Genomic DNA, 24911 nt, shown 5'->3' with positions numbered 1-24911 from the left:
CCGTGACGACGCCACCTCTCCCTCGTTGGTACATATCATCCGGAAAAAGGGAAACACATGGTCAACTCGTCTCACGAGGCGATGCACCGAATCTTCCAGGAGTACCCGGGCCTGTTCGTCGGCGTCTCGAAGGTCCTCGGCCTGCCGTTCATCGCGCCAAGAGCCGTCACGGTTCTGCCGACCGACCTGACCGAATACCGGCCTGTCGAACGTCGCGTGGACACGCTGATGCGCTTCGACTCGGGTGAGGACGAGTCCTTCCTGCTCGCCGTGGAGGCGCAGAGCGGGAAGGACAAGGACAAGCCGGCCAGCTGGGCCTACTACCTGTCCTTGCACAGGGCCTGAGTGGCAACCGCCGGGCCGCAGAGATCTGGAGGAACCTGGTGGCCGTGGACCTTTCCTTCTACAAGTCGTACATCGCCGAGGAGATCCGGGACGAAGGTCGTGCCGAGGCTCTCGTGCAGAAGGGTGCCGAGGACGTCCTGCTCGTGCTGGAGGCGCGTGGTCTCGACGTGTCCGAGGTCGTCCGCGAGCGGGTCACCTCCTGCCGGGATCTCGAGGTGCTGCGGCGCTGGCTCACCCGTGCCGTCTCCCTGGAGGCCGCCGAGGAGATCTTCGGAGAGGCGGGCGGGGCCTCGTAGGGTGGGGCCATGACGGAAATGGCCCCCCGGCGGCTGCTGCTGGTGCACGCGCATCCGGACGACGAGTCGATCAACAACGGCGTGACCATGGCGCGGTACGCGGCCGAGGGCGCCCAGGTGACCCTCGTGACCTGCACGCTCGGGGAGCGCGGCGAGGTCATCCCGGCCGAGCTGGGGCACCTGGGCGGGGCCGCGCTCGGCGCGCACCGGCGCGAGGAGCTCGCCGCCGCGATGGGCGAGCTCGGGGTCAGCGACTTCCGGCTGCTCGGCGGGGCCGGGCGGTACCGGGACTCCGGGATGATGGGGCTGGCCGACAACGACGACCCGGACTGCCTGTGGCAGGCCGACCTGGACCAGGCCGCCGCCCACCTCGTCGCCGTCATCCGCGAGGTCCGTCCGCAGGTCCTCGTGACCTACGACGACAACGGCGGCTACGGCCACCCCGACCACATCAAGGCCCACCGCATCGCCATGCGCGCCGCCGACCTCGCCGCCGACCCCGCCGTACGGTCCGGCCTCGGCGAGGCCTGGCGGATCGCCAAGGTCTACTGGAACCGCGTGCCGCGCCCCGCCGCCGAGGCCGCCTTCGCGCGGCTGAACGACGCGCTGCCCGGCCTGCCCTTCGCCAAGTCCGCCGCCGTCGACGACGTACCCGGAATGGTCGGCGACGACCGGATCACCGCCGTCATCGACGGCACGCCCGCGCACGCCGCCGCCAAGGCCGCCGCGATGCGCGCCCACGCCACCCAGATCGTGGTCGCCGAACCGTACTTCGCGCTCTCCAACGAACTCGCCCAGCCCCTCTTCACCACCGAGTACTACGAACTCGTGCGGGGGACGGCCGGCCGCGGCGCCGAAGGCGTGGAAACCGACCTGTTCGCCGGTGTCACGGGTGACGAGGGGGCGCTGTGAGCACGCGAGGACGCGACGGCGGCTCCATGCTGGCGCAGCCGCTGAGGCCGCCGAGCCCGGGGCGGGCCGCCGCCTACCTGGGGCTCTTCCTGCTCGGCGCCGTCGCCGGCATCGCGGGCGCGCTGGTGCAGGCCGCCTGGTTCCCCGGCGGGCTGCTGCTCGCCCTCGCGGGCGCGGCCGGGGTGTTCCTGGGCGGGGCGCGGGCCGCCCGCAGCCGTGGCGGCGCCGTGGCGGGCGCGGCCGGCTGGATGGTCGTCGTGGTGCTGCTCACCGCCAGCCGCCCGGAAGGGGACTTCCTCTTCGCCGCGGGCGGCGGCTCCTACCTCTTCCTGCTCGGCGGCATGGCCCTCGCTGTGATCTGCGCCACTTTGGGTTCGGGGCGGCAACCCGGCGGCCGTGACGTCCGACTTGGCAAGTGACGTACCACTTCTTCCCACCGTGTGGGTGCGAGTCCGGTGAGCATTTCCCCGGCGGTCCCGGGAAACCGGCCAGAAGTGGCCAGTATGGTGGTGCGCGCCGCCGAGCTGCCCGAGGAGTGAGGTCGTGACGGGCGGCGGAGCCAACCGGGAGAACCTGCCTTGAGTCGTGAAACTGACACTCCGTCCTCCGGGCCCAACGGGCGCGGCGGAGCCGCCTACCCCTCGGGTACGCCGCCGTACGGCATCCCGGCGGTGTCCGACGACGGTGCGGACGCGGGCCGTTCGGCCGCCCGGCCGGAGGAACGCAAGACCGAGACCACGCTGACGACCCGGATCCGGATCAACATCCCCGGTTCCCGGCCGATCCCGCCCGTGGTCGTGCGCAAGCCCGTCTCCGCCGAAGCGGCCGCCGAGAGCACCGGCGGCGCCAAGGGCTCCGCCGAGGACACCGGAAGCTTCCCCGGGCCGTCGGCCTCCGCCGCGGCCCCGGCCGGTGTCTCCGAGCCGTCCGCCGCCGAACCGGCCGCCCCGGCCGAGGAGAAGGCGACCAGCGACTGGTTCGCGCCCCGCAAGTCCGCGCCGGGCAAGGCCGGGCAGGGCGGCGACGCCACCAACGGCGCCGGACTGCCCACCGGTTCGGGCGCCCCCGGCAACGGCCCTGGCGCGTCCGGTGCGTCCGGTGCGTCCGGTTCCGGCAAGGCTTCCGGTACGGGCGCTCCGGGCGCGGGCGGCCGTCCCGGCGGCGTCGTCGGCTCCATGGGCCTGCCCGGCGGCTCCCGCCCCGGCTCCACCAACGGCGCCGGGCTGCCCGGAGCCACCGGCGGTCCCGTCGCGCCCGGACACGGCGGCGGCACCGGCTCCTTCGACGTGACCGAGGCGCTGGCCGCTGGCCCGCTCGCGAACGGTTCCCGCTCCCGCCAGGAGCCCGCCGAACCCAGCCGCGACGACCTGCCGTACTTCGCCGACGGCGGCCACGCCGGACAGAACGGCCGCAACGGTCACAGTGGCCAGAACCGTCAGAACGGTCAGAACGGCCGCAACGGGCAGGGCGGTTACGGCACCCCCGGCACCCCCTCCGTCCCGGGTGTCCCCGGCGGTCCCGCCGGCCCGACCGGCGGCCCGGTCACCGGTGACAGCCCCCTGCTGCCGCCCACCGGCCCGGACGGCGGCCCCGGCACGCACGGCGGCTTCCCCGGCGCCGGCCTGAGCGACGACACCGCGATCCTCACCCCGCAGCAGCCGGCCCCCGAGCCCGGCGCCCCCGGCTACGGCGGCCGTCCGGACAACGTCTCCGGACAGACCGTCACCAGCGGCATCCCGGTCATCCCCCCGGGCTCCAACCCGCCCTTCGGCCAGGGCCCGGGCGGCGACGGCCCGCGCGGGTACACGCCCCCGAAGCTGCCCGAGCCGGGCGCCGGCAGCCCCACCGGCAGCGCCCCCAAGCCGGCCAAGCCCGCCCCCAAGAAGAAGGGCCGCAGCAAACTGGCCCTGCTCGGCGGCGGCGTGGTCCTCGTCGCCGGTGTCGCCTACGGCGCCGGGCTGCTGATGAACCACTCCGACGTGCCCAAGGGCACCACCGTGCTCGGCGTCGACATCGGCGGCGGCACCCGCGACGACGCCGTGAAGAAGCTCGACGACGCCTTCGGCGGCCGGGTCGGCCAGCCGCTGAAGCTGTCCGTCGCCGGCCGCACCGTCACCCTCAAGCCCGACCAGGCGGGGCTCCAGTTCGACACCCAGGCCACCGCCAGCGCGGCCGCGACCAGCGACTACAACCCGGTCTCGGTCATCGGCTCGCTCTTCGGCAACCACCGCGTGGTCCAGCCCGTCATGCCCGTGGACGAGGAGAAGCTCCAGGTCGCCCTTCAGAACGCGGCAGGGGGGGCCGGTTCGCTCACCGACGGCACCATCAAGTTCGAGCCGGGCAAGGCCGTCGCCGTGTACGGCAAGGCGGGCAAGGGCATCGACGCCGGCGCCTCCACCAAGGCGGTCGAGCAGGCGTACCGCACCCAGGTCGAGACCGGCAGGCCCTCCGCGGTCCCGCTGGCCACCACCACCAGGCAGCCGACGGTCTCCAACGCCGAGGTCGACCGGATGATGAAGAAGTTCGCCGAGCCGGCCATGTCGGGCCTGGTGACGGTCCGCACCGACGCCGCGCACCAGGTCTCCTTCAGCCCGCGGAAGTCGCTGTGGAAGTTCCTGCGCGTCAAGGCGGTCGACGGCAAGCTCGTGGACTCCTACGACCAGACCGTGCTCCAGCAGCTGTACGGCGGCGCGTTCGACGGCGTGCTGATCGCCCGCGGCAACGGCCAGAAGACGCCCGTCAACGTCACGGACGTCATCCAGGCCCTGCGCCCGGCCCTGATGAGCACCGGCAACCGCGTCGGCGTCATCAAGACCAACCCCAACTAGGCGACCCCGCCAGGCGGACGAGGGGACGGCACCCGGCGCGGCGCGCACCGGGTGCCGTCGCGTCATGTCACCCGCCGGGTCACCCCGCCCGCATGACATCTGTCATGCGGCAGTCAGGACCGCCGACACTGCCGCCCGACCGGCCCCCGCGGCCAGCATGGGTGACATGACAACGACAGCGGAGACCGCCGCCACGGCCACGGTGGTGGGGTTCGACCAGGTGACCAAGGCCTACGGCGACGTACGGGCCGTGGACGGCCTGACCCTCGCCCTGCACCCGGGCGAGACCGTGGCCCTGCTCGGCCCCAACGGCGCCGGCAAGTCGACCACCCTCGACCTGCTGCTCGGCCTCAAGCACGCCGACAGCGGCACCGTCAGCGTCTTCGGCACCAGCCCGCGCGAGGCGATCGTCGCCGGACGCGTGGGCGCGATGCTCCAGAGCGGCGGGCTGATGGAGGAGGTCACCGTCGCCGAACTGGTGCGGCTCGCCTGCGATCTGCACCCCAGGCGGTACAAGGCCGCCGACGTGATGGCCCGGGCCGGCATCTCCCAGATCGCCGACCGCAAGGTCAACAAGCTCTCCGGCGGCCAGGCCCAGCGCGTCCGCTTCGCGCTCGCCACCGCCGGCGACAGCGACCTGATCGTCCTCGACGAGCCGACCACCGGCATGGACGTCTCCGCCCGCCAGGCCTTCTGGGCCACCATGCGCGAACAGGCCGACCAGGGCCGTACGGTCCTCTTCGCCACGCACTACCTGGAGGAGGCCGACGCCATCGCCGACCGCGTGCTCGTCCTGCACCGGGGCCGGCTGCTGGCCGACGGCACCGCCGCCGAGATCAAGGCCAAGGCGGGCGCCCGCCGGATCTCCTTCGACCTCGAGGGCGTGATCGACGAGACCGCCCTGAACGGCCTGCCCTTCCTGACCGCGGTCGACGTCTCGGGCCAGACCGTGCGCATCCAGTCCTCCGACGCCGACGCGACCGTGCACGCCCTGTACGGGCTCGGCGTCTACCCCCGCAACCTCGAAGTCGCCGGGCTCGGGCTCGAGCAGGCGTTCGTCGCCATCACCGAGGCCGAGGAGGCCAAGCAGTCGTGAACAGCCTGATCAAGCTCGAACTCGCCCGCGCCCTGCGCAACCGCAAGTTCCTGTTCTTCTCGGTGCTCTACCCCTCGATCCTGTTCCTGATCATCGCGGGCAAGGCCGACGGCACCACCGAGGTCGGCGGCAGCGGCCTGACCCTGCCGACGTACATGATGGTCTCCATGGCGTCCTTCGGCGCGCTGACCGCCGTGCTCATGGGCAACAGCGAGCGCATCGCCAAGGAGCGCGAGAGCGGCTGGGTGCGCCAGTTGCGGCTGACCCCGCTGCCCGGGCGCGGCTACGTCCTCGCCAAGACGGCGAGCGCGGCCGTGGTGAGCCTGCCGTCCATCGTCGTCGTCTTCGCCGTAGCCGCGGCCGTCAAGCACGTACGCCTGGACGCCTGGCAGTGGCTCGCGCTCACCGGCGCCATCTGGGCCGGAAGCCTGGTCTTCGCGGCGCTCGGCGTGGCCATCGGCTACCTCGCCACCGGGGACGCGGTCCGCCCGATCACCATGATCGTCTACTTCGGCCTGTCGATGCTCGGCGGCCTGTGGATGCCCGCGACCAGCTTCCCGCGGTGGCTCCAGGACATCGCCGAGTGGCTGCCCACGCACGCGTACGCTGCACTGGGGCAGGCGATCGAACAGAGCCAGGCGCCGCACGGCAGGGACATCGCCCTCCTGGTCGTGTTCTTCGCCCTGTTCGCGGGCGGCGCGGCCTGGCTGTACCGGAAGGACACGCTGAAGGCGTGAGCGTCATGACGGAGGACCGGGTGCGGGAAGAGGCTCGTGCGGAGCGGGCGGTGCGGCTGGGGGAGTCCCCGCGCAACGCCCGCGAGGCACTCCGCAAGAGCGTGTGGATCGGCATCTGGCTGGTGTTCCTCAGCTCGCCGGTCAAGGACCTGGCCTCCGGCCGGCACACCCCGGCCGGGACCGCGGCCGGCGCGGTGGGCCTGGCCGCCTTCGTCGCGGTCTACCTCGCGGTCGTCTTCCGCAACATGGGCCGCCCGCTCGGCCGGCCCGTGCGGACGCGGTACGTCGGCGCGCTGATCGCCGGACTGTTCGTCCTGGCCGTGGTCCTGTGCCTGACCCTCGGCGCGCACTGGACCGGCCTGTTCGTGTACGTCTCGGTCTCCTGCGGGGCCGCCCTCCCGCTGCGCGCGGCCTACTGGACGATCCCGCTGACCGGCGCCGCCATGGTGCTCACCGGCTGGTACCTGGGCGAGAAGGACACCGGGCAACTGCTGCTCCTCGTGGTGCTGATCGGCTTCGCCATGACCGGCGTACGGCAACTGGTGCGCACCACCGTCGAGTTGCGCCAGGCCCGGGCGACCGTCGCCCAGCTCGCCGCCAACGAGGAGCGGCTGCGCCTCGCCCGTGACCTGCACGACCTGCTCGGCCACTCGCTGTCGCTGATCACGCTCAAGAGCGAGCTGGCCGGCCGGATGCTGCCGGCCCACCCCGACAAGGCCGCCCAGCAGGTCGCCGACATCGAGCAGGTCAGCCGGCAGGCCCTGGTGGACGTCCGCGAGGCCGTCACCGGCTACCGCAGGCCCCGGCTGTCCGCCGAGCTGGCGGGCGCCCGGGTGGCGCTGACCGCCGCCGAGGTCGTGGCCGCCGTCCCCGCCGAGCCCGACCTCACCGGGGTGCCCGAGGAGAGCGAGAGCGCCCTCGCCTGGGCGCTGCGCGAGGCGGTCACCAACGTCGTACGGCACAGCGGCGCGAGCCGCTGCACGGTGGACGTGGTGCGCCGCCAGACCCTGGACGGGGCGTTCCTCGAACTCTCCGTGGAGGACAACGGCTCGGGCGCCGCCGCCGGGCCGGCCAAGGGCCCCGGCAACGGCCTCACCGGCCTGACCGAGCGCCTGGAGAAGGCGGGCGGCCGGCTCGAGGCGGGCCGCGTCAGGCACGGCTTCCGCCTGGTCGCCCGCGCGCCGCTCGCCCGGACGGGAGACACGGAGCCTGCCGGGAGTGTCCCGCCCGCGCCCCGGCGCCCGGCGCGCACCCTCGGCGCACGGAGCCACCGGACGGACGGCTCCGCCACATGACGGGCGGCGCGGCGGGCCGGGGGCACGCACCGGCCGCCGCAGCGTCCACCCCGCCCGGACGGGAGACACGGAGCCTGCCGGGAGTGTCCCGCCCGCGCCCCGGCGCCCGGCGCGCACCCTCGGCGCACGGAGCCACCGGACGGACGGCTCCGCCACATGACGGGCGGCGCGGCGGGCCGGGGGCACGCACCGGCCGCCGCAGCGGCCGCCCCCAGGGCGGAGGACGGGGAACTCCGGACAGGCCCTAGGATCCCCGCATGAGCCGCACGATCAAGGTCCTCCTCGCCGAGGACCAGTCGATGGTCCGCGAGGCGCTGGCCGCCCTGCTCGGCCTGGAGGCCGACATCGAGGTCGTCGCGCAGGTCTCGCGCGGCGACGAGGTCGTGGCGGCGGCCCGGGCCCACGACGTGGACGTGGCGCTGCTCGACATCGAGATGCCGGGCTGCACCGGCATCGAGGCGGCCGCGGTGCTGCACCGCGAGCTGCCCGCCCTCAAGGTGGTGGTGCTCACCACCTTCGGCCGGCCCGGCTATCTGCGCAGCGCCATGGAGGCGGGCGCCGACGCGTTCCTGGTCAAGGACGCGCCCGCCGCCCAGCTCGCCGAGGCGGTGCGCAAGGTGCTGGCCGGCGAGCGGGTCATCGACCCCACGCTGGCCGCCGCGGCCCTCGCCGAGGGCGCCAACCCGCTCACCGACCGCGAGCGCGAGGTCCTGCGCGCCGCCGCCGACGGTGCCACCAACGCCGAACTCGCCGCCGCCCTCCACCTCTCCCAGGGCACGGTCCGCAACTACCTCTCCACGGCCATCCAGAAGCTCGCGGTCCGCAACAGGACGGAAGCGGTGCGCACGGCGCGGGAGAAGGGCTGGCTGTAGGACGCGGTGGCGTGCTCGCGGCGCGTGCGCGTGATCAGTTGAGCATCGCCCGCGCCGAGTGCGCCTGCTGTCGTACCCGCTCCGCCGTCGGCTGGTCCACCGCGCCCACCACGTCCGCGTACGCCTCCAGTTCCTCCGCTCCGGCGACGAAGTCGCCTCGCTGCACCAGGAGCTGGGCGCGCTCGTAGCGCAGGCGCGCCGGGTGCGAGGGGAGTTGGAGGGACAGGTCGACCGCCCACAGGCCCACGTCGGAGCGCTCGGGCCGTACGGCGGCCCACGCGCGGATGTTGTTCAGGATCCGCGAGACGATCTCCAGTGGCGCGGCCGGCGTCAGCATCGACGGGTGCAGCGGGGTCCCCGTCGCGCCGACGACCAGCAGTTCCGCGTCGGCCCCGGTGAGCACCCGGCCCCCGCCGAACGGGTCCGCGAGCACCTGCTCCCCGGCCGCGCCGAACCCGACCACGAAGTGCCCGGGCAACGCGACCCCGTACACCGGCGCCCCCGCCCGCCGGGCCACCTCCAGCCACACCACCGACAGCAGGATCGGCAGCCCGCGCCGCCGCCGCAGCACCTCGTGCAGCAACGAGGACTCCAGGCGCTGGTAGTCCGCGGCCGAGCCGCAGAAGCCGTGCCGCTCGCCGAGCAGCTCGCACAGCGCCTGCGCCCAGGCGCGCGGCCCGCCGGGCCGGTACGGCACCTGCCCCGCGAGCCGGTCCAGCTCCACCTCCGACGCGTCCATGCCCGCCTCGTCCAGCGCCCCGTCGGCCGCCGCGCCCACCAGCAGGCACAGCGCGGTCACGTCCGGCCGCTCCGCGCGCGCCTCCTCGGCGAAGCGCCGGCGCACGTCGGCGGACCGTTCGGGCGAGGGCGGACGAAGGGGGCGCATAGCAGGCTCGTGCCCGTCCACGGCGATCGCCTACCGCCCCGCGGTGGGGGAGGTTCCGGATTCCGTCACCGGATCCGGCGCGCGGTAGTGGTGGTAGGCGTGGTGGGCCGAGAAGCCCATCCGGGCGTACAGGGCCCGCGCCCCGGCGTTGTCGGTCTCCACCTGGAGCCAGGCGGCCGACGCGCCCTCCGCGAGCGCCTGACGGGCGAGCGCGGCCATCACGGCGGTCGCCAGTCCCCGGCGCCGCCGTGCCGGGTCCACCTCCACCGCCGCGAAGGACGCCCAGCGCCCGTCGACGACGCACCGCCCGATCGCGGCCGGCGCGTCCCCGCCCTCACCGGGCACGGTCGCGAACCACACCGAGGGCCCGCTGCCCAGCACCTCCAGGGCCACCTCGCTCAGCCCCTTGCGCCGGTAGCGCGCGAGCCACGCCTCGTCGGCCGTACGGGACAGCACGACCGCGCCCTCCGCAGGGTCGCCCGGGCCTTCGGGCCCGCCGGAGCCCCCGGCCAGGTCGGCGACCGGCGCGAGCGCCCCGGTCCACAGCTCCGCCGTCACCTCGCGCACCCAGCCCCGCCGTTCCAGCTCCGCGCACAGCGTCTCCTGCGTGCCCTCGGCGCCGGTGGCGGTCTGGACGTACGCGGGCAGACCGCGCTCGCCGTACCAGCGCCGTACGGCGGCCAGCGCCTCGTCGAGCGGGAGGCCGGGGTCGCCGAGCGGCAGCACCGAGTTGGCCCGCCGGGTGAACCCGGAGGCCGCCCGCAGCTCCCACTCCCCGAGCCGCTCGCTCTCCACCGGACGCCACGCCCGCGCGGCGACACGCGCGAGTTCCGCGTACGTCGCCGCCGGACCCCGCCGCCGGGCCGGCGCAGTCGTCACGTGGCGCGGAGCGCCTCCTTGAGGGGCGGTGGCCGGGTGGCGGGCGGGAACGACCTTGCCCGCGACCAGCGACGATTCCGCGATGCGGACGGTCTCGCCGCTCTTGCGTGTGATCAGCAGCACACCGTCGTTCCATGATGTGAGAACACCGACCGTGTCGGTGAACTTCTCACCCGCCGCTCCAGGTTCGCCCAAGCGCCGTACGGAGACTCGTTTGCCCACGTCAGCAGCGGTGATACGGACCTTCAGGCGTCCGGCCGCCGAGATTTCCACAGGTCGGTCCACCCCTCCTGTTCGGATCGTGCCCCGGAACGGAGATACTAGGGGCGGGCATCGACTACGCCGCGCTCCCGCGCGCCAGGCGGCGGGGCCTGTGGAGGCTCCGCCAGCGCCCTATCGAGGAGGAACGACAGCGTGACCTACGTCATCGCGCAGCCTTGTGTCGACGTCAAGGACAAGGCGTGCATCGAGGAGTGCCCGGTCGACTGCATCTACGAGGGCCAGCGGTCCTTGTACATCCACCCGGACGAATGCGTCGACTGCGGAGCCTGTGAGCCGGTCTGCCCGGTCGAGGCGATCTTCTACGAGGACGACACTCCGGAGGAGTGGAAGGACTACTACAAGGCGAACGTCGAGTTCTTCGACGAGCTCGGCTCTCCCGGCGGCGCCAGCAAGCTGGGGCTGATCGAGCGCGACCACCCCGTCATCGCCGCGCTGCCGCCGCAGAACCAGTAAGAGCGGCCCGCCTTGGCGCCGCCCCGGTCCCGTACGGCCTGATCGCCCCGAGCGCTCCCGCCGCCGTACGGGACCGAGGCGTTTCACCGGGGCGTTCTCCGCAACCGAAAGAGAGCCTGATTCCCGTGTCCGCAGTCTCCGACCGGCTCCCCGTCTTCCCCTGGGACAAGCTGGAGCCGTACAAGAAGACGGCCGCCGCCCACCCCGACGGCATCGTCGACCTGTCCGTCGGCACGCCGGTCGACCCGGTTCCCGAGCTGATCCAGAAGGCGCTGGTCGCGGCGGCGGACTCGCCGGGCTACCCGACCGTCTGGGGCACGCCCGAGCTGCGCGACGCGATCACCGGCTGGACCGAGCGCCGGCTCGGCGCGCGCGGCGTCACCCACCGGCACGTCCTGCCGGTCGTCGGCTCCAAGGAACTCGTCGCCTGGCTCCCCAGCCAGCTCGGCCTCGGCCCCGGCGACCGGGTCGCCTTCCCGCACCTGGCCTACCCGACCTACGAGGTCGGCGCCCGCCTGGCCCGCGCCGCCTACGAGGTCTACGACGACCCGACCGAGCTGGACCCGGCCGGCCTGAAGCTGCTCTGGCTGAACTCCCCGTCCAACCCCACCGGCAAGGTGCTCGGCAAGCAGGAGCTGACCCGGATCGTCGCCTGGGCGCGCGAGCACGGCGTCCTGGTCTTCTCCGACGAGTGCTACATCGAGCTGGGCTGGGAGGCCGACCCGGTCTCCGTCCTCCACCCGGACGTCAACGGCGGCTCGTACGAGGGCGTCGTCGCCGTCCACTCCCTGTCCAAGCGCTCCAACCTGGCCGGCTATCGCGCCGCCTTCCTCGCCGGCGACCCGGCCGTCCTCGGCCCGCTGCTGGAGATCCGCAAGCACGGCGGCATGATGACCTCCGCGCCCACCCAGGCGGCCGTCGTGGCGGCCCTCGGCGACGACACGCACGTCCGCGAGCAGCGCGAGCGCTACGCGGCCCGCCGCACCGCGCTGCGCGAGGCCCTGCTCGCCCACGGCTTCCGCATCGAGCACAGCGAGGCCAGCCTGTACCTCTGGGCGACGCGCGGGGAGTCCTGCTGGGACACTGTGGCCCGCCTCGCCGAGCGCGGCATCCTGGTCGCCCCCGGCGACTTCTACGGCCCCGCCGGCGGCGAGTTCGTCCGCGTGGCCCTCACGGCGACCGACGAGCGGGTGGCGGCGGCGGTACGGCGCCTGTGACCGGTGCCGTACGCCTGTTGGCCAGGGCATGGTGAAGGGGCCCGGAGGATCCTCCTCCGGGCCCCTTCACCGTTCGCCGGGCCGCTCAGCCGCCCAGCGGCAGCCCGCCCTGGACCGGCAGGCCCTGCGCCGGCAGCGCCTGGGTCGGCAGGCCGCCCTGGGTCGCGGTCCTCGCGGTGTCGCCGAGCACGCCCCCGGCCGACCCGGCCGCGTCGCCCGCCGCCTTCTGCGCGACCGGCGCCGTCTTCCGCACCAGGTTGCCGCCGGCCTTGCCCGCGGCCGGCACCGCCTGCCTGAGCGCCTTGCCGCCGGTGTCGCCCGCGACCCCGGTGACGTGCTGCGCCGCGCCGTCCACGGTGCTGCCGGCGTGCGCACCGTCCAGGGCGGTCAGGCCGCCGAGGTTCGGGGTGGCCGGCAGCGCGGGGGCGGCGCTGGCGGAGCCGGCCGCACCGGCCCCGGCGGCCGCTCCCGCAGCGACGATCAGCGCGGCACGGGCGATCCGGCGGGTCAGGGGGAGGGACATGTTGCTCCTTCGACGGGTTGACTGAAGTGCCTTGCCCCGCCCGGCGGTTGGTCGGCCGACCGGGTGGGCCTCGGACGCAGTGACTACCGCCCGAGATCGTCGAAGGTTGCGGCGCACCAAGGTAAAGAGTCGGTAATGCGTCGCATTATCGGCTGCGGATGAAAGCGGGCAAAAGCCGCCCGGTCCGACTGTCTGCCGAATCCTTACGGCCCTTTGCTCCCAAGGGCTTTGACGGCCACGGGGGCGAGCGTGCGAAAACCCGTCCGCGCCACCGCGCCGGCGGTGCGCGCACAACCCGGGCGAGTGAGGGCCCGTACTAGCGTTCCGTGGTGATCCGCACCGAGCCGGAGTCCCGCTCGGCGCCGCCCGCGCCCTGAGCGTCCGTCGTGTGCCACCGGCTGTCGGTGATGCCGGAGCTCCACTCACGCCCCGCGTACGCCACCCGCTCGATGTGCAGCGCCGAGGCGTTGGCCACCGCCCAGTGCGCCAGTTGCCAGCCCCGCTCCCGCGCCCCGCCCCCGGCGGCGCTCCCGGACCCGGCCCGCACGGGGATCGTCACCGTCCGCCCGTCCGAGCCGGACGCGGAGGTCGGGGCGGAGGCCGAGCCGGACGCGGGCGGGCCGCTCGGCGCGGGCGCCGTGGACGAGCCGTCGTCCCGGACCTCCGCGCCGGCCTCCTGCATCACGTCCCGCCCGAAGTCCCGTACCAGCGCGGCCCGCACCGCGTCCGGGCCGGTGGTCCGGGTGGCGCCCGGGCGGCCCCGGCAGGTCAGCGTGGCGGCCGAGTGCCCGGTGAGCGCGGCGGAGAGCAGGACCGCGTCCGGCTCGTGCTTGGCGTAGGCCTGCGGGAAGCCGCTGCGCTGCACGCGCTGGGCGGCCACGGTCAGCGGCAGCCGCGTGTATCCGGGGACCTTGGCCAGGTGCTCGTAGAACTTCCCGGCCGCGTACGCCGGGTCCATGATCTCCTTCGGCGTGCCCCAGCCCTGCGAGGGCCGCTGCTGGAACAGGCCGAGCGAGTCCCGGTCGCCGTGCTCGATGTTGCGCAGGCCGGACTCCTGGAGGGCGGTCGCCAGCGCGATCGTCACGGCGCGCTCGGGCATGTTGCGCCCGGTGCCCACGGCGGCGATCGTCGCCGCGTTCACCGCCTGCTCCGGTGTGAACTCGTACGAGGCGCCGTCGCCCTTGCCGGAGACGACCTCGCAGCCCGGGCCCCCGGTGCCGCCCGTGAGGTACTGCACCGTGAGGTAGCCGGCGAGCGCCAGCAGGACCACGAGGGCCGCCCCCATCCGAAGGAGGCGGCCACCACGCCTGGAAGTGGGGGACGGCTCTGACACGCGTACAAGGTAGCGGAGGCCGGTGGGACGGCCGAGCCGGGTGTGGACAATGCGCAGCGGCGGCCGATGGGTTCGGCAAGTTAGGGTCGTCGTCATGGCCGATACCCCGCTTGACCTCACGCTGGACGCAGCGCGGCTGACCGCGCGGCTCGTCGACTTCCCCTCCGAGAGCGGCACGGAGAAGCCGCTCGCCGACGCGATCGAGACGGCGCTGCGCGCCCTGCCTCACCTGACTGTCGACCGGTTCGGCAACAACGTCGTCGCGCGAACGAACCTCGGCCGCCCCGAGCGCGTGATCCTCGCCGGCCACATCGACACGGTCCCGATCGCGGGGAACGTCCCCTCCCGGCTGGACGGGGACGGGGTGCTCTGGGGCTGCGGCACCTGTGACATGAAGTCCGGCGTGGCCGTGCAGCTGCGCATCGCGGCCACCGTCCCGGCCCCCAACCGCGACCTGACCTTCGTCTTCTACGACAACGAGGAGGTCACCGCCGACCTCAACGGCCTGGGGCACGTCGCCAAGGCCCATCCGGACTGGCTGACGGGCGACTTCGCGATCCTCCTCGAACCCTCCGACGGCAACGTCGAGGGCGGCTGCCAGGGCACCCTGCGCGTGCTGCTGAAGACGAAGGGTGAGCGGGCGCACTCCGCGCGCGGCTGGATGGGCTCCAACGCCATCCATGCCGCCGCGCCGATCCTCGCCCGCCTCGCGGAGTACAAGCCGCGTCACCCGGTCATCGACGGCCTGGAGTACCGCGAGGGCCTCAACGCGGTCGGCATCTCGGGCGGAGTGGCGGGCAACGTCATCCCCGACGAGTGCGTGGTCACCGTCAACTTCCGCTACGCCCCCGACCGCACCGAGGAGGAGGCGGTCGCCCACGTCCGCGAGGTCTTCGCGGACTGCGGGGTGGAGGAGTTCGTGATCGACGACCACAGCGGCGGCGCGCTGCCCGGCCTGAACCACCCCGCCGCGCTCGCCTTCATCGAGGCGGTCGGCGGCACCCCGCTGCCCAAGTACGGCTGGACGGACGTCTCCCGCTTCTCCGCGCTGGGCGTCCCGGCCGTCAACTACGGTCCCGGAAACCCCCACTTGGCGCACAAGCGGGACGAACGGGTCGAGACCGCCAAGATCCTCGCGGGCGAGGAGCGCCTGCGGGCCTGGCTGACCGCCTGAGCCGCCGGGCGGAACCCCGCTGACCTGCCGCTGCCCGCAGGAAATGCCGAGGTCCCCCGCTCGTAACCCGCGTAGATCTACGCTGAGGTGGAACGACCGCAAGCGGAGGGAGCGCACATGCCTACAGGCAACCCGGAGGGCAAGAAGCGGCCACCGGAGGAGCAGCGCCTGGGACCGGTCCTCCGGCGGCGGGGCCAGGTGCAGGCCAGCACCACCGACCAGCGCCTGCTGGACGAGCGCGCTCCCACCGACTGGGTGCACACCGACCCCTGGCGGGTCCTGCGCATCCAGTCGGAGTTCATCGAGGGCTTCGGCACCCTGGCCGAGCTGCCTCCCGCGATCAGCGTCTTCGGCTCCGCCCGCACGGCGGTGGACTCACCGGAGTACGAGGCCGGGGTGCGGCTCGGCCGCGGCCTGGTCGAGGCGGGCTTCGCGGTGATCACCGGCGGCGGCCCGGGCGCGATGGAGGCGGCCAACAAGGGCGCCTGCGAGGCCGGCGGCACCTCGGTGGGCCTGGGCATCGAGCTGCCCTTCGAGCAGGGCCTGAACCCCTACGTCGACATCGGGCTGAACTTCCGGTACTTCTTCGTCCGCAAGATGATGTTCGTCAAGTACGCCCAGGGCTTCGTGGTCCTGCCCGGCGGCCTCGGCACCCTCGACGAGCTCTTCGAGGCCCTGACCCTCGTCCAGACCCAGAAGGTCACCCAGTTCCCGATCGTCCTGTTCGGCACCGCGTACTGGGGCGGCCTCGTCGACTGGCTGGAGAACACCCTGATCGCCCAGGGCAAGGCCGCCCAGGCGGACCTCACCCTGTTCCACGTCACCGACGACGTGGAGGAGGCGGTGGCCCTGATGTCCAAGGAGGCGGGCAAGTAGGGCGTGCGGCCCGGCGCCCTACGCCAGGCCGCGCCGGGCCACGGCCGGGCCGCGGTGCCCGGCGATGGCCGCCACCATGTCCACCACCTGCCGGGTCTCGGCGACCTCGTGCACCCGGTACACCTGCGCCCCCAGCCACGCCGACACGGCCGTGGTGGCCAGCGTGCCCACCACCCGCTCCTTCACCGGCCTGTCCAGCGTCTCGCCCACGAAGTCCTTGTTGGACAGCGAGACGAGCACGGGCCACCCCGTGGCGACCATCTCGTCCAGCCGCCGCGTGGCCTCCAGGCTGTGCCGGGTGTTCTTCCCGAAGTCGTGCCCGGGGTCGATCAGCACCGACTCCCGCGGCACGCCGAGGGCGACCGCCCGCTCGGCCAGTCCTACGGTCACCTTCAGGATGTCGGCCATGACGTCGTGGTACGTCACCCGGTGCGGCCGGGTCCGCGGTTCGGCGCCGCCCGCGTGGGTGCACACCAGCCCGGCCCGGTACCGCGCCGCGACCTCGGCGAGCCGCGGGTCGACCCCGCCCCACGCGTCGTTCAGCAGGTCGGCGCCCGCCTCGCAGACCGCCTCGCCGACGTCGGCCCGCCAGGTGTCCACGCTGATGACGACGTCCGGGAACCGCCGCCGCACCTCGGCCACGAAGCCGACCGTGCGCCGCGCCTCCTCCTCGGGCGACACCGCCTCGCCGGGCCCCGCCTTGACCCCGCCGATGTCGACGATCGCGGCTCCCTCGGCGATCGCCTGCTCCACGCGCGCGAGGGCCGGTTCGTCGCGGAACGTCGCCCCCTGGTCGTAGAAGGAGTCCGGGGTCCGGTTCACGATCGCCATGATCACCGGCTCGTGCGTGTCGAATTCACGCCTGCCCAGCCTGAGCATCCCCTGTCGACCTCTCCTGGTACGTCCTGGTCTTCGGCCGTCTGCGACCCTAACTGTCAGCCTCGCATGGCACGATCGGACCCTGACACATCCGACAGACTCCGAAACTCCGTGGGGACCTCAGCGATGGTTATGTTCCTGTTCCTGGTCGTCGCGCTCGCCGTCGTGGTCGCCGCGGTGACCCTCGCGGTGGTCGGCGGCGGCGAGGGCACCGGACCGCTGCCGGAGGCGGCGCCCGAGCGGCTGCACGACCCGCTGCCGCCGGACCGCCCGGTGGGCCGCGCCGACGTGGAGAGCCTGCGCTTCCCGCTCGCCGCACGCGGCTACCGGATGGCGGACGTGGACGACGCGCTCGGCCGCCTGGGCGCCGAGCTCGCCGAGCGCGACGCGCGCATCGCCGACCTGGAGTCCGCCCTGGCCGGCGCCCAGGCCGCCGCGGCCCACGTCCGCCTGTCCAAGCCGCAACCGGAGGACCAGCAGTGACGGCGCACGGCACGGCGACCGACGACGCGGCCGGCGAGACCGCGGCGGGTCCGGCGGGCGGGGGCTCGGTGGGCGGGGGCTCGGTGGGTCCGGCGGGTGAGGCCGCGGGGCCGCGCGGTGCCGCGGTCGCGGGGCCGGACGGAGCGCCGCGCTGCCCGTGGGCCCTGTCCGCCGCCGAGTACGTGACCTACCACGACGAGGAGTGGGGCCGCCCGGTCCACGGCGACGACGCGCTCTACGAACGGCTCAGCCTGGAGGCCTTCCAGTCCGGCCTGTCCTGGATCACCATCCTGCGCCGCCGCCCCGGCTTCCGCGCCGCCTTCGCCGGCTTCGAGATCGCCGCGGTCGCGGAGTTCACCGGGGCCGACCGCGAGCGCCTGCTCGCCGACACCGGCATCATCCGCAACCGCGCCAAGATCGACGCGACCCTCGCCAACGCGCGCGTGCTCGCCGAGTGGTCCCCCGGCGAGCTGGACGCGCTCATCTGGTCGCACGCCCCCGACCCGGCCGGGCGCGCGGCCCCGAGGACCCTCTCCGACGTCCCGGCGGTCACCCCCGAGTCCACCGCGCTGTCCAAGGCGCTGAAGAAGCGCGGCCTGCGCTTCGTCGGCCCGACCACGGCGTACGCCCTGATGCAGGCCTGCGGCCTGGTCGACGACCACCTCGCGGACTGCGTGGCCCGCCGCCCCTGACCGGCCCCGGCCGTGCGGTCAGCGGCCCAGGTACTTCGGCTTCTCCTTGTTCACGAAGGCCTGTACGGCGATGGAGTGGTCCTCGGAGCGCCCCGCGCGGGTCTGGAGCTCGTCCTCCTTCTCCAGCGTCTCCTCCAGCGAGTGGACGAGCCCGTAGGCCATCGCCTCCTTGAGCGCCGCGTACGCCACCGTCGGGCCCTCGGCCAGCGAGCGCGCCACCTTCTCGGCCTCGACGCGCAGTTCCGCGGCCGGCACGACCCGGTTGGCGATGCCCAGCTCATGGGCGTCCTGGGCGCTGATCGTGCGCGGGAAGAGCATCAGGTCGGCGGCCCGGCCGGGGCCCACGACACGCGGCAGGGTCCAGGACATGCCGGAGTCGGCGGTGAGCGCCACGCCCGCGAAGGAGGTGTTGAAGGCGGCCGTGTCCGCGACGATGCGGTAGTCGGCGGCGAGCGCGAAGCCGAAGCCCGCCCCCGCGGCGACCCCGTTCACCGCGGCCACCACCGGCTTCGCCGCGCCGGCCAGCGCCCGCACGATCGGGTTGTAGTGCTCCCGCACGGTGCTCATGGTCTGCCCCGACCCGGTCTCCCGGTCGGCCGCGAGCAGGCCGATGTGCTCCTTGAGGTCCTGGCCCACGCAGAACGCCCGGTCCCCGGCCGCGGTGAGCAGGATCGCCCGTACGGCGGCGTCGGCGGCCGCGGACTCGACCGCGTCCCGGAGCGCGACCTTGGTCGCCACGTTCAGCGCGTTCATCGCCTCGGGGCGGTTCAGCGTGATCGTCGCCAGTCCGTCGCTCACCTCGTAGAGCACGGTGTCGGCCATGGGTCATCCCCTCCGGTGTGGGCCCTGACGTACCGCTCAGTACGTCCTTCGTCCGAGGACAGCATGACGGAGATCACCGGCCGGAGCGCGGAGCGGACGTGTGACCTGCGTCAAAGAATTCCGGCGGACCGCCCGGCGGCGGATGTCCGGGCGGGCGCGCAGTATCGCAGTCACATCCCCGAATTGAGTGGTTTTGCTCGCGCGCGTTGCCCAAGCGATGCCGACTGATGTTGGTCATCGGGTCCTGAGATGCGGGATAATGGCTGGGAAGCAATGTGTTCGATGCCGGTGTCGCGTGTCCTGGGCCGTCCTGGGCATGGATCCGCGCGCGTGCCCTTCGGTGGGCCGTCGGCTTTGACGATGAGCTGGGTTTCAGGAAGGGGAACGAGCATGGCGGCCATGAAGCCGCGGACGGGTGATGGCCCGCTCGAGGTGACCAAGGAGGGGCGGGGCATCGTCATGCGCGTTCCGCTCGAAGGCGGCGGTCGACTCGTCGTCGAGCTGACCCCTGACGAGGCCGACGCGCTCGGCGACGCCCTCAAGAAGGTCGTCGGCTGACGCGCAAGCGACCATACTCTTATCGCTGCCCCGGCATCGCACTCGGTGCCGGGGCGGTGGTTTTCCAGGCGGTGGTGGTCACCGCTTGACCGCGCACAGCAGGCCATCGCCCACCGGCAGCAGGGACGGCACCAGCTCCTGGCTCTCGCGCACCGTGCGCAGCAGCTCCCTCAGCCTGAGGACCTCCGTCGGCTGCGGTCCGGAGTCCACCGTCCGCCCGTGCGCGAACACGCCCTCGAAGACGACCAGGCCTCCCGGACGCAGCAGGCGCAACGATTCAGCGAGGTAGTCGAGGAACTCCTGCCGGTCGCCGTCGCAGAAGACGAGGTCGTACCCGGCGTCCGCGAGCCGGGGCAGCACGTCCAGGGCGCGGCCCGGGATGAACCGGGCCCGGTTGGCGGCGAAGCCGGCCGCGCGGAAGGCCTGGCGGGCGAACTGCTGGTGCTCGGGCTCGGGGTCCACGGTGGTCAGCACCCCGTCGGGGCGCATGCCGTGCAGCAGATGGATGCCGGAGACGCCGGTGCCGGTGCCGATCTCCGCGACGGCCTTGGCGTCCACGGTGGCGGCCAGCAGCCGCAGCGCGGCGCCCGCGCCGGGCGACACCGAGGGCAGGCCCGCTTCACGGGCCCGGTCGCGGGCCCAGCGCAGCGCTTCGTCCTCGGCGACATAGGCGTCGGCGAACGCCCAGCTCGTCTGCCGGTTGCCGGTAATGACCCTCTCCTGTCCCCGCGGATGCCTGGGCGTGACTGTATCCGTTGGGCCCGGGAACCCGCAGATGGGACCGGTCGTTGAAAGGGATGAGGCAGTGCCGGGGGACATGGCGGGGGGTATGGGATGGATCGGGACCCGGAGCAAGTGCTGACGCAGCCGGATGAGCCGTGGCAGCGCATGTCAAATTCTCGTAAAACCGCTTATCCGGAGCTAACGGGCGAGGTGGCTATGGTAGGGGCTCCACTGGACACCACCAGAGCCGACAGGGGAGGTGCGGCCGCGCCTGCGGACCGGGGCGGAGTGCTGCGGCGCTTCCTCGGATCGGCGGGCAGGCCGAAATCCGTGAACGACACCGCTGCTGACCCGAGCCACGCCGAAGGCTTCACCCAGACCGCGACCTTCTCCACCGACGCGGACGGGCAGGCGTGGACTCCGCCCACCTGGGAGGAGATCGTCAGCACGCACAGCGGCCGCGTCTACCGCCTCGCCTACCGCCTCACCGGCAACCAGCACGACGCCGAGGACCTCACCCAGGAGGTCTTCGTCCGCGTCTTCCGCTCCCTGTCGACGTACACGCCGGGCACCTTCGAGGGCTGGCTGCACCGCATCACCACCAACCTCTTCCTGGACATGGTCCGCCGCAAGCAGCGCATCCGCTTCGACGCGCTCGGCGACGACGCGGCCGAGCGCCTCGCCAGCAAGGAGCCCACCCCGCAGCAGCTCTTCAACGACGCGCACTTCGACGCGGACGTCCAGCAGGCCCTCGACACCCTCGCGCCGGAGTTCCGCGCGGCCGTCGTGCTCTGCGACATCGAGGGCCTGTCCTACGAGGAGATCGCCGCCACCCTCGGCGTCAAGCTCGGCACGGTCCGCTCCCGCATCCACCGCGGCCGCTCGCAGCTGCGCAAGGCCCTCGCGCACCGCTCGCCCGAGGCCAGGGCGGAGCGCCGCAGCTTCGTGCCGCGGGTCCCCGTGCTGGGGGGAGGGGGCGCGACCGCGTGAGTGGATCACGACCCGACCCGGCCGTGAGCGGCCTCGCGGAACAGCATCTCGGAGACCGGCTCTCGGCCCTGGTGGACGGCGAGCTCGGTCATGACACGCGTGAGCGCGTCCTGGCGCACGTGGCGACCTGCCCCAAGTGCAGGGCGGAGGTCGACGCCCAGCGCCGCCTGAAGAACGTCTTCGCGGAGGCGGCCCCTCCGCCCCCCTCCGAAAGCTTCCTGGCCCGCCTTCAGGGGCTGCCCGGGGGCGATGACCCCGACGGCGGCTCACCTTTCGGCGGCGGTCGCCTTCCCGGCGGCCTCACCGGACGGTCCGGGTCCTCCCCGTTCTCCGGCACCTTCGGCGCCAGACGCGGCGGGCGGGGCGAGCAGTTCGAGTTCGGCTACGTCCCGGCCCGGCCCCACCCCGCCGACGTCCCCGAACCCGGCCCCGGCTTCCGCATCCACCACGTGGGCCGCCCCGACACCGACCGGCCGGCCTCGCGCGGGCTGCGGTTCGCGTTCGTGGCCGCCGGTGCGGTGTCGCTGGCCGCGGTGGCCCTGGCCGGGGTCACCACCGGTGCGCCCAGTGACACGGCCGCGGAGGCCCGCGGCGGCTCCGGCAGCAATGTGACCCCGGCGCGCACCGCGGGCACCGGCGCGGCCACGGGTACCGAGACCGCGCGGCGCAGGCAGTCCTCCGGACCGCTGCTCGCGCAGGGCCGGCGGTCGTCCGGGGCGCCCGCCGCGCCGACCTCGCTGTCCGCGCCCCTGCTTCCCGGGGCCCAGTCGCTCGCGGCCGGGCAGGCGCAGGACGTGCTGCACGCGGTGACCACACCGCTGGTCGCGGGTGCGGCCGTCATGTCCCCGTTGATACGTCCGCTCAACACCACTCCGCCGATCTCCCTGACCTCCTGGACCACCGACTCGGGGCTCAGAGCCCCCGGGCTGCTCTCGGCGCCCGTGCCGGGCCCGGTGCCGCCCGCGTCCTCGCGCACGGCGCACTGACCGGCGCGACGCCCGGCCTCTGCGCGGCGGCCCGTGAACCTGGTTGAATCCAGGTGGTCGCGCCCATGACACCGGTATGGGCGCGGAGTCGACGACGCACGGCCGCCCGACGAGCCGTGCCGAGGCCCGCTGTGGGGAGAACATGAACGAGGGGAAGCCCACGAAGTCCACCCGCACCAGGTGGTGGACCAGGCCCCGGCCCGTCCCTGCGCAGGATGAGGGGCCGGCGCCCGTCGGCCCTGTGGCCGAGCCGGCGGCCGCCGTCACGGAGGGCGACTACGAGCTGGAGCGGCCGCGGACGACGCCCGCGTCCCTCGGGACGGACCCGGCCGCCCCCACCCCGGCCGACGCCCCGCCCCGGCAGGCACCGGCGCCGACCGAGACCGACGGCGAGCCCCTGGAGGACGCACTGACGACCGGCCTGGACGGCGACGCCGGGGGTGACTCGGTGAGCGGTGCGGTGGGCGATGCCGAGGGTGACTCTGTGAGCGGTGCGGTTGGCGGCGCCGAGGGTGACTCTGTGAGCGGTCCGGTGGGCGGCGCCGAGGGCGACTCTGTGAGTGGTCCAGTGGGCGGCGCTGGGGATGACTCCGTGAGTGGCCTGGTGGGCGGCACTGAGGGTGACTCTGTGAGTGGTCCGGTGGGCGGCGGCGGGGGTGACTCCGTGGGCGGTCCGGTGGGCGGCACCGGGGGTGACTCCGTGACCGGCTCGGTGGGGAGCGCGAAGGGCGACGACGTGAGTGGCCCGGAGGGCGGCACCAGCGGTGACCGCGCGACCCGCTCGGAGGGTGACGCCGGTGGTGACTTTGAGCTCGCCAAGCCGCACCCGGCGACCGGGGGCGACTCCAAGATGCCCACGGCCCACCAGGGCGACGCCCCGGCGGCCGTGCCTGCGCCGGGCGGGGGCCTGGCGGATGCGCCCGGTTCGGGGGAGTCCGTGGCCGACGTGCCTGCTTCTGGTGAGGCCGCGGCCGCAGGATCTGCTGCGGTTTCCGGCGATGCCCCGGCTCCAATGCCCGCGCCGGGGGAGATTCCGGCGGCCGGGTCTGCCTCCGGCGAGGCCTCGGACGCATGGGCTGCTGTGGTTTCCGGCGAGGTCCCGGCCGTAGGGTCGGTGGCGGCTTCCGGCGAGGCACCCGCCGTAGGGTCGGTGGTGGTTTCCCGCGAGGCACCCGCCGCAGCATCGGTGGCGGCTTCCGGCGAGGTCCCGGTGGGGGACGGTAGCGGGCGGGCCGAGCCGCTGCATGAGCCCGATCCGTACGGGACCCCGCCCTACGGGGAACCGGGGCCCTGGGCGTCGGCACCTCCCGTGCAGCATCCGGCGGTGGCGTCCGCCACGGGCGCGGTGCCCCCGGGGCACACGGCGCACCCGGCGACCGGCGTGCCGTCGGTGACGCCCGCGGCCGCCTCCATGCCGGGCCCGGCCGCCCCCGGCCCGGCGAGCGCCCTGCCCTCGGCCTCCATACCCGGCCCCCCGGCCGGGCCCTGGCAGCGGTACGACCCCTGGGCGGCCACGCCGTTGCCCGCGCCGCTGCTGCACAGTGGCGCACCGGCGCGGCGCACCCGGCTGCGGCGGATGATCATCGGCGGGGCCCTCGCGCTCGCGCTCGTCTCCGGCGGGCTCGGTGGACTGCTCGGCGCGTACATAGAGCGCAACGGCGGTGTCGGCGCCGTCCAGTTGCCGCAGGCGGGGAAGGAGCCCGCCGGCCGCGCTCCGGACAGCGTGGCCGGGATAGCCGCCCGCGCCCTGCCCAGCGTGGTCACGCTGCACGTGACCGGCTCCGACGAGCAGGGCACCGGCACCGGCTTCGTGCTCGACCGCCTCGGTCACATCCTCACCAACAACCACGTGGTGGAGAACGCCGCCTCCGGCGGCGACATATCCGTCACGTTCAGCGGCGGCCAGACCGCCAAGGCCCGCATCATCGGCCGCGACACCGGCTACGACCTCGCCGTCGTCCAGGTGAGCGGCGTGCGCGGCCTCACCCCCATTCCCCTCGGCAACTCCGACAACGTGCAGGTCGGCGACCCGGTCGTCGCCATCGGCGCCCCCTTCGACCTGGCCAACACGGTCACCTCCGGCATCATCAGCGCCAAGGAGCGCCCGATCACCGCGGGCGGCCAGAAGGGCGACGGCAGCGACGTCTCGTACGTCGACGCCCTCCAGACCGACGCCCCGATCAACCCCGGCAACTCCGGCGGCCCGCTGCTGGACTCCAAGGGCCGAGTGGTCGGCATCAACTCCGCCATCCGCTCCGCCGACACCGGCTCGGACGTGCAGTCCGGTCAGGCCGGCTCCATCGGCCTGGGCTTCGCCATCCCCGTCAACCAGGCCAGGCGCGTCGCCGAGGAGCTCATCAACAAGGGCAAGGCCAGCCACCCGGTGATCGGCGTGACCCTCGACATGAACTACACCGGCGACGGCGCCAAGGTCGGCGCCAAGGGCCGCGACGGCGGCGCCCCGGTCACCCCCGGCGGCCCGGGCGCCCACGCCGGCATCAAGGCAGGCGACGTGATCACCGCGGTGGACGGACAGCGCGTCCACTCGGGCGAGGAGCTGATCGTCAAGACGCGCGCCCACCGCCCCGGCGACCGTCTGGAGCTCACCGTCCGCCGCGACGGAAAGGAGCGCACGGTCTCGCTCGTGCTCGGTTCCTCCGGTGGCGACTGACCGGCCACTGACGCCAACCTCACAGCGGGCCGGAGCCGGTCAGGGCCTCGCGGGGAGCAACGGAACGGCCCCGTAAGGCAAACAAGCCGGAAAACCGACGTGT

General features: G+C 73.9%; 24 protein-coding genes and 1 pseudogene. 18 read left to right on the top strand and 7 right to left on the bottom strand.

Annotation, left to right across the window (positions count from 1 at the left end; translation table 11 throughout):
* Nucleotides 1–57: 57 nt before the first annotated feature.
* The 8 genes and pseudogenes from IE217_RS17505 (at nucleotide 58) to IE217_RS17470 (ending at nucleotide 8381) form a co-directional block, all read left to right on the top strand.
* Nucleotides 58–641: pseudogene (locus IE217_RS17505) on the top strand (hypothetical protein).
* Between the two features lie 9 nt (nucleotides 642–650).
* Nucleotides 651–1553, top strand: a complete 903-nt coding sequence (mshB, locus tag IE217_RS17500) for an N-acetyl-1-D-myo-inositol-2-amino-2-deoxy-alpha-D-glucopyranoside deacetylase (protein ID WP_190178789.1) — start codon at nucleotides 651–653, stop codon at nucleotides 1551–1553.
* Nucleotides 1554–1579: 26 nt separating this feature from the next.
* A complete protein-coding gene (locus IE217_RS17495; protein ID WP_190178865.1) occupies nucleotides 1580–1972 on the top strand; it encodes a DUF6113 family protein in 393 nt (130 codons plus the stop codon).
* A 159-nt stretch (nucleotides 1973–2131) separates the two neighbouring features.
* Entirely contained in the window at nucleotides 2132–4381 is a 2250-nt protein-coding gene (locus IE217_RS17490; RefSeq protein WP_190178788.1) for a hypothetical protein, read from the top strand.
* A gap of 166 nt (nucleotides 4382–4547) precedes the next feature.
* Nucleotides 4548–5477, top strand: a complete 930-nt coding sequence (locus IE217_RS17485) for an ABC transporter ATP-binding protein (RefSeq protein WP_190178787.1) — start codon at nucleotides 4548–4550, stop codon at nucleotides 5475–5477.
* Nucleotides 5474–6214 carry an ABC transporter permease gene (locus IE217_RS17480; RefSeq protein ID WP_190178786.1) on the top strand — a complete coding sequence of 247 codons (741 nt, stop codon included), beginning with the start codon at nucleotides 5474–5476 and terminating at the stop codon, nucleotides 6212–6214. Before IE217_RS17485 ends, IE217_RS17480 begins: the two co-directional genes overlap by 4 nt.
* Before the next feature lie 5 nt (nucleotides 6215–6219).
* Nucleotides 6220–7509 (top strand): sensor histidine kinase, encoded by a 1290-nt coding sequence (locus tag IE217_RS17475; RefSeq protein ID WP_190178864.1) that lies wholly within the window; start codon nucleotides 6220–6222, stop codon nucleotides 7507–7509.
* 257 nt (nucleotides 7510–7766) lie between these two features.
* Entirely contained in the window at nucleotides 7767–8381 is a 615-nt protein-coding gene (locus tag IE217_RS17470; protein ID WP_190178785.1) for a response regulator transcription factor, read from the top strand.
* A 34-nt stretch (nucleotides 8382–8415) separates the two neighbouring features.
* On the opposite strand, the gene IE217_RS17465 is transcribed toward IE217_RS17470, so the two are convergent.
* On the bottom strand, nucleotides 8416–9267 hold the full coding sequence (locus IE217_RS17465) for a transglutaminase family protein (RefSeq protein ID WP_190178784.1): 852 nt from the start codon (nucleotides 9265–9267) through the stop codon (nucleotides 8416–8418).
* A gap of 30 nt (nucleotides 9268–9297) precedes the next feature.
* Nucleotides 9298–10419: a GNAT family N-acetyltransferase gene (locus tag IE217_RS17460; protein ID WP_190178863.1), complete on the bottom strand. Its 1122-nt coding sequence runs from the start codon at nucleotides 10417–10419 to the stop codon at nucleotides 9298–9300.
* 141 nt (nucleotides 10420–10560) lie between these two features.
* Here IE217_RS17460 and fdxA point away from each other — a divergent pair, with 141 nt between their 5' ends.
* On the top strand, nucleotides 10561–10881 hold the full coding sequence (gene fdxA, locus IE217_RS17455; RefSeq protein WP_189705242.1) for a ferredoxin: 321 nt from the start codon (nucleotides 10561–10563) through the stop codon (nucleotides 10879–10881).
* 125 nt (nucleotides 10882–11006) lie between these two features.
* On the top strand, nucleotides 11007–12098 hold the full coding sequence (locus IE217_RS17450; protein ID WP_190178783.1) for a bifunctional succinyldiaminopimelate transaminase/glutamate-prephenate aminotransferase: 1092 nt from the start codon (nucleotides 11007–11009) through the stop codon (nucleotides 12096–12098).
* Between the two features lie 85 nt (nucleotides 12099–12183).
* Here IE217_RS17450 and IE217_RS17445 read toward each other — a convergent pair whose 3' ends face one another.
* Entirely contained in the window at nucleotides 12184–12621 is a 438-nt protein-coding gene (locus IE217_RS17445) for an ATP-binding protein (protein ID WP_190178782.1), read from the bottom strand.
* A gap of 316 nt (nucleotides 12622–12937) precedes the next feature.
* Entirely contained in the window at nucleotides 12938–13954 is a 1017-nt protein-coding gene (locus IE217_RS17440) for a VldE C-terminal domain-containing protein (RefSeq protein WP_190178781.1), read from the bottom strand.
* Nucleotides 13955–14048: 94 nt separating this feature from the next.
* Between IE217_RS17440 and dapE the strand changes: the two genes are divergently transcribed.
* Nucleotides 14049–15128, top strand: a complete 1080-nt coding sequence (gene dapE, locus IE217_RS17435; protein ID WP_190178780.1) for a succinyl-diaminopimelate desuccinylase — start codon at nucleotides 14049–14051, stop codon at nucleotides 15126–15128.
* Between the two features lie 117 nt (nucleotides 15129–15245).
* Complete coding sequence (locus IE217_RS17430; protein WP_190178779.1) at nucleotides 15246–16004, top strand: LOG family protein; 759 nt, start codon at nucleotides 15246–15248, stop codon at nucleotides 16002–16004.
* Between the two features lie 18 nt (nucleotides 16005–16022).
* Here IE217_RS17430 and folP read toward each other — a convergent pair whose 3' ends face one another.
* Nucleotides 16023–16883, bottom strand: a complete 861-nt coding sequence (gene folP / locus IE217_RS17425; RefSeq protein WP_190178778.1) for a dihydropteroate synthase — start codon at nucleotides 16881–16883, stop codon at nucleotides 16023–16025.
* Between the two features lie 126 nt (nucleotides 16884–17009).
* On the opposite strand from folP, the gene IE217_RS17420 reads away from it, so the two are divergent.
* A complete protein-coding gene (locus tag IE217_RS17420) occupies nucleotides 17010–17366 on the top strand; it encodes a DivIVA domain-containing protein (RefSeq protein ID WP_190178777.1) in 357 nt (118 codons plus the stop codon).
* Between the two features lie 83 nt (nucleotides 17367–17449).
* Nucleotides 17450–18058 carry a DNA-3-methyladenine glycosylase I gene (locus IE217_RS17415; protein ID WP_190178862.1) on the top strand — a complete coding sequence of 203 codons (609 nt, stop codon included), beginning with the start codon at nucleotides 17450–17452 and terminating at the stop codon, nucleotides 18056–18058.
* A gap of 18 nt (nucleotides 18059–18076) precedes the next feature.
* Here IE217_RS17415 and chcB read toward each other — a convergent pair whose 3' ends face one another.
* The gene (gene chcB, locus IE217_RS17410; RefSeq protein ID WP_190178776.1) at nucleotides 18077–18880 is read right to left on the bottom strand and encodes a 2-cyclohexenylcarbonyl CoA isomerase; all 804 of its coding nucleotides are present in this window, start codon (nucleotides 18878–18880) and stop codon (nucleotides 18077–18079) included.
* A 390-nt stretch (nucleotides 18881–19270) separates the two neighbouring features.
* Between chcB and IE217_RS17405 the strand changes: the two genes are divergently transcribed.
* The gene (locus tag IE217_RS17405; protein ID WP_003966491.1) at nucleotides 19271–19438 is read left to right on the top strand and encodes a DUF3117 domain-containing protein; all 168 of its coding nucleotides are present in this window, start codon (nucleotides 19271–19273) and stop codon (nucleotides 19436–19438) included.
* A gap of 78 nt (nucleotides 19439–19516) precedes the next feature.
* Here IE217_RS17405 and IE217_RS17400 read toward each other — a convergent pair whose 3' ends face one another.
* On the bottom strand, nucleotides 19517–20257 hold the full coding sequence (locus tag IE217_RS17400) for an O-methyltransferase (protein ID WP_308432731.1): 741 nt from the start codon (nucleotides 20255–20257) through the stop codon (nucleotides 19517–19519).
* 192 nt (nucleotides 20258–20449) lie between these two features.
* Here IE217_RS17400 and sigE point away from each other — a divergent pair, with 192 nt between their 5' ends.
* The 3 genes from sigE to IE217_RS17385 all read left to right on the top strand — a co-directional run bounded on the left by sigE (nucleotide 20450) and on the right by IE217_RS17385 (nucleotide 24808).
* The gene (sigE, locus tag IE217_RS17395; RefSeq protein ID WP_190178860.1) at nucleotides 20450–21151 is read left to right on the top strand and encodes an RNA polymerase sigma factor SigE; all 702 of its coding nucleotides are present in this window, start codon (nucleotides 20450–20452) and stop codon (nucleotides 21149–21151) included.
* Nucleotides 21148–22137 (top strand): anti-sigma factor family protein, encoded by a 990-nt coding sequence (locus IE217_RS17390; protein WP_190178775.1) that lies wholly within the window; start codon nucleotides 21148–21150, stop codon nucleotides 22135–22137. Before sigE ends, IE217_RS17390 begins: the two co-directional genes overlap by 4 nt.
* Before the next feature lie 1012 nt (nucleotides 22138–23149).
* Nucleotides 23150–24808: a trypsin-like peptidase domain-containing protein gene (locus tag IE217_RS17385; protein WP_229865353.1), complete on the top strand. Its 1659-nt coding sequence runs from the start codon at nucleotides 23150–23152 to the stop codon at nucleotides 24806–24808.
* Nucleotides 24809–24911: the final 103 nt, after the last annotated feature.

Origin of the sequence: Streptomyces naganishii JCM 4654 (genome assembly GCF_014650575.1) — a bacterium.
GTDB lineage: Bacteria > Actinomycetota > Actinomycetes > Streptomycetales > Streptomycetaceae > Streptomyces > Streptomyces naganishii.
The sequence above is the reverse complement of the archived record's forward strand: the minus strand, read 5'-3'. Positions and strand labels throughout refer to the sequence as shown.

Excerpts from the sequence above, each read along its gene's own strand:
- IE217_RS17405 (WP_003966491.1), top strand. The coding sequence starts at position 19,271 with ATGGCGGCCATGAAGCCGCGGACGGGTGATGGCCCGCTCGAGGTGACC.
- chcB (WP_190178776.1), bottom strand. The coding sequence starts at position 18,880 with ATGGCCGACACCGTGCTCTACGAGGTGAGCGACGGACTGGCGACGATC.
- IE217_RS17465 (WP_190178784.1), bottom strand. The coding sequence starts at position 9,267 with ATGCGCCCCCTTCGTCCGCCCTCGCCCGAACGGTCCGCCGACGTGCGC.
- IE217_RS17495 (WP_190178865.1), top strand. The coding sequence starts at position 1,580 with ATGCTGGCGCAGCCGCTGAGGCCGCCGAGCCCGGGGCGGGCCGCCGCC.
- IE217_RS17445 (WP_190178782.1), bottom strand. The coding sequence starts at position 12,621 with ATGTCCCTCCCCCTGACCCGCCGGATCGCCCGTGCCGCGCTGATCGTC.
- IE217_RS17400 (WP_308432731.1), bottom strand. The coding sequence starts at position 20,257 with ATGTCCCCCGGCACTGCCTCATCCCTTTCAACGACCGGTCCCATCTGC.
- IE217_RS17470 (WP_190178785.1), top strand. The coding sequence starts at position 7,767 with ATGAGCCGCACGATCAAGGTCCTCCTCGCCGAGGACCAGTCGATGGTC.
- dapE (WP_190178780.1), top strand. The coding sequence starts at position 14,049 with ATGGCCGATACCCCGCTTGACCTCACGCTGGACGCAGCGCGGCTGACC.
- folP (WP_190178778.1), bottom strand. The coding sequence starts at position 16,883 with ATGCTCAGGCTGGGCAGGCGTGAATTCGACACGCACGAGCCGGTGATC.
- mshB (WP_190178789.1), top strand. The coding sequence starts at position 651 with ATGACGGAAATGGCCCCCCGGCGGCTGCTGCTGGTGCACGCGCATCCG.
- IE217_RS17485 (WP_190178787.1), top strand. The coding sequence starts at position 4,548 with ATGACAACGACAGCGGAGACCGCCGCCACGGCCACGGTGGTGGGGTTC.
- IE217_RS17385 (WP_229865353.1), top strand. The coding sequence starts at position 23,150 with ATGCCCGCGCCGGGGGAGATTCCGGCGGCCGGGTCTGCCTCCGGCGAG.
- IE217_RS17430 (WP_190178779.1), top strand. The coding sequence starts at position 15,246 with ATGCCTACAGGCAACCCGGAGGGCAAGAAGCGGCCACCGGAGGAGCAG.
- IE217_RS17420 (WP_190178777.1), top strand. The coding sequence starts at position 17,010 with ATGGTTATGTTCCTGTTCCTGGTCGTCGCGCTCGCCGTCGTGGTCGCC.
- IE217_RS17475 (WP_190178864.1), top strand. The coding sequence starts at position 6,220 with ATGACGGAGGACCGGGTGCGGGAAGAGGCTCGTGCGGAGCGGGCGGTG.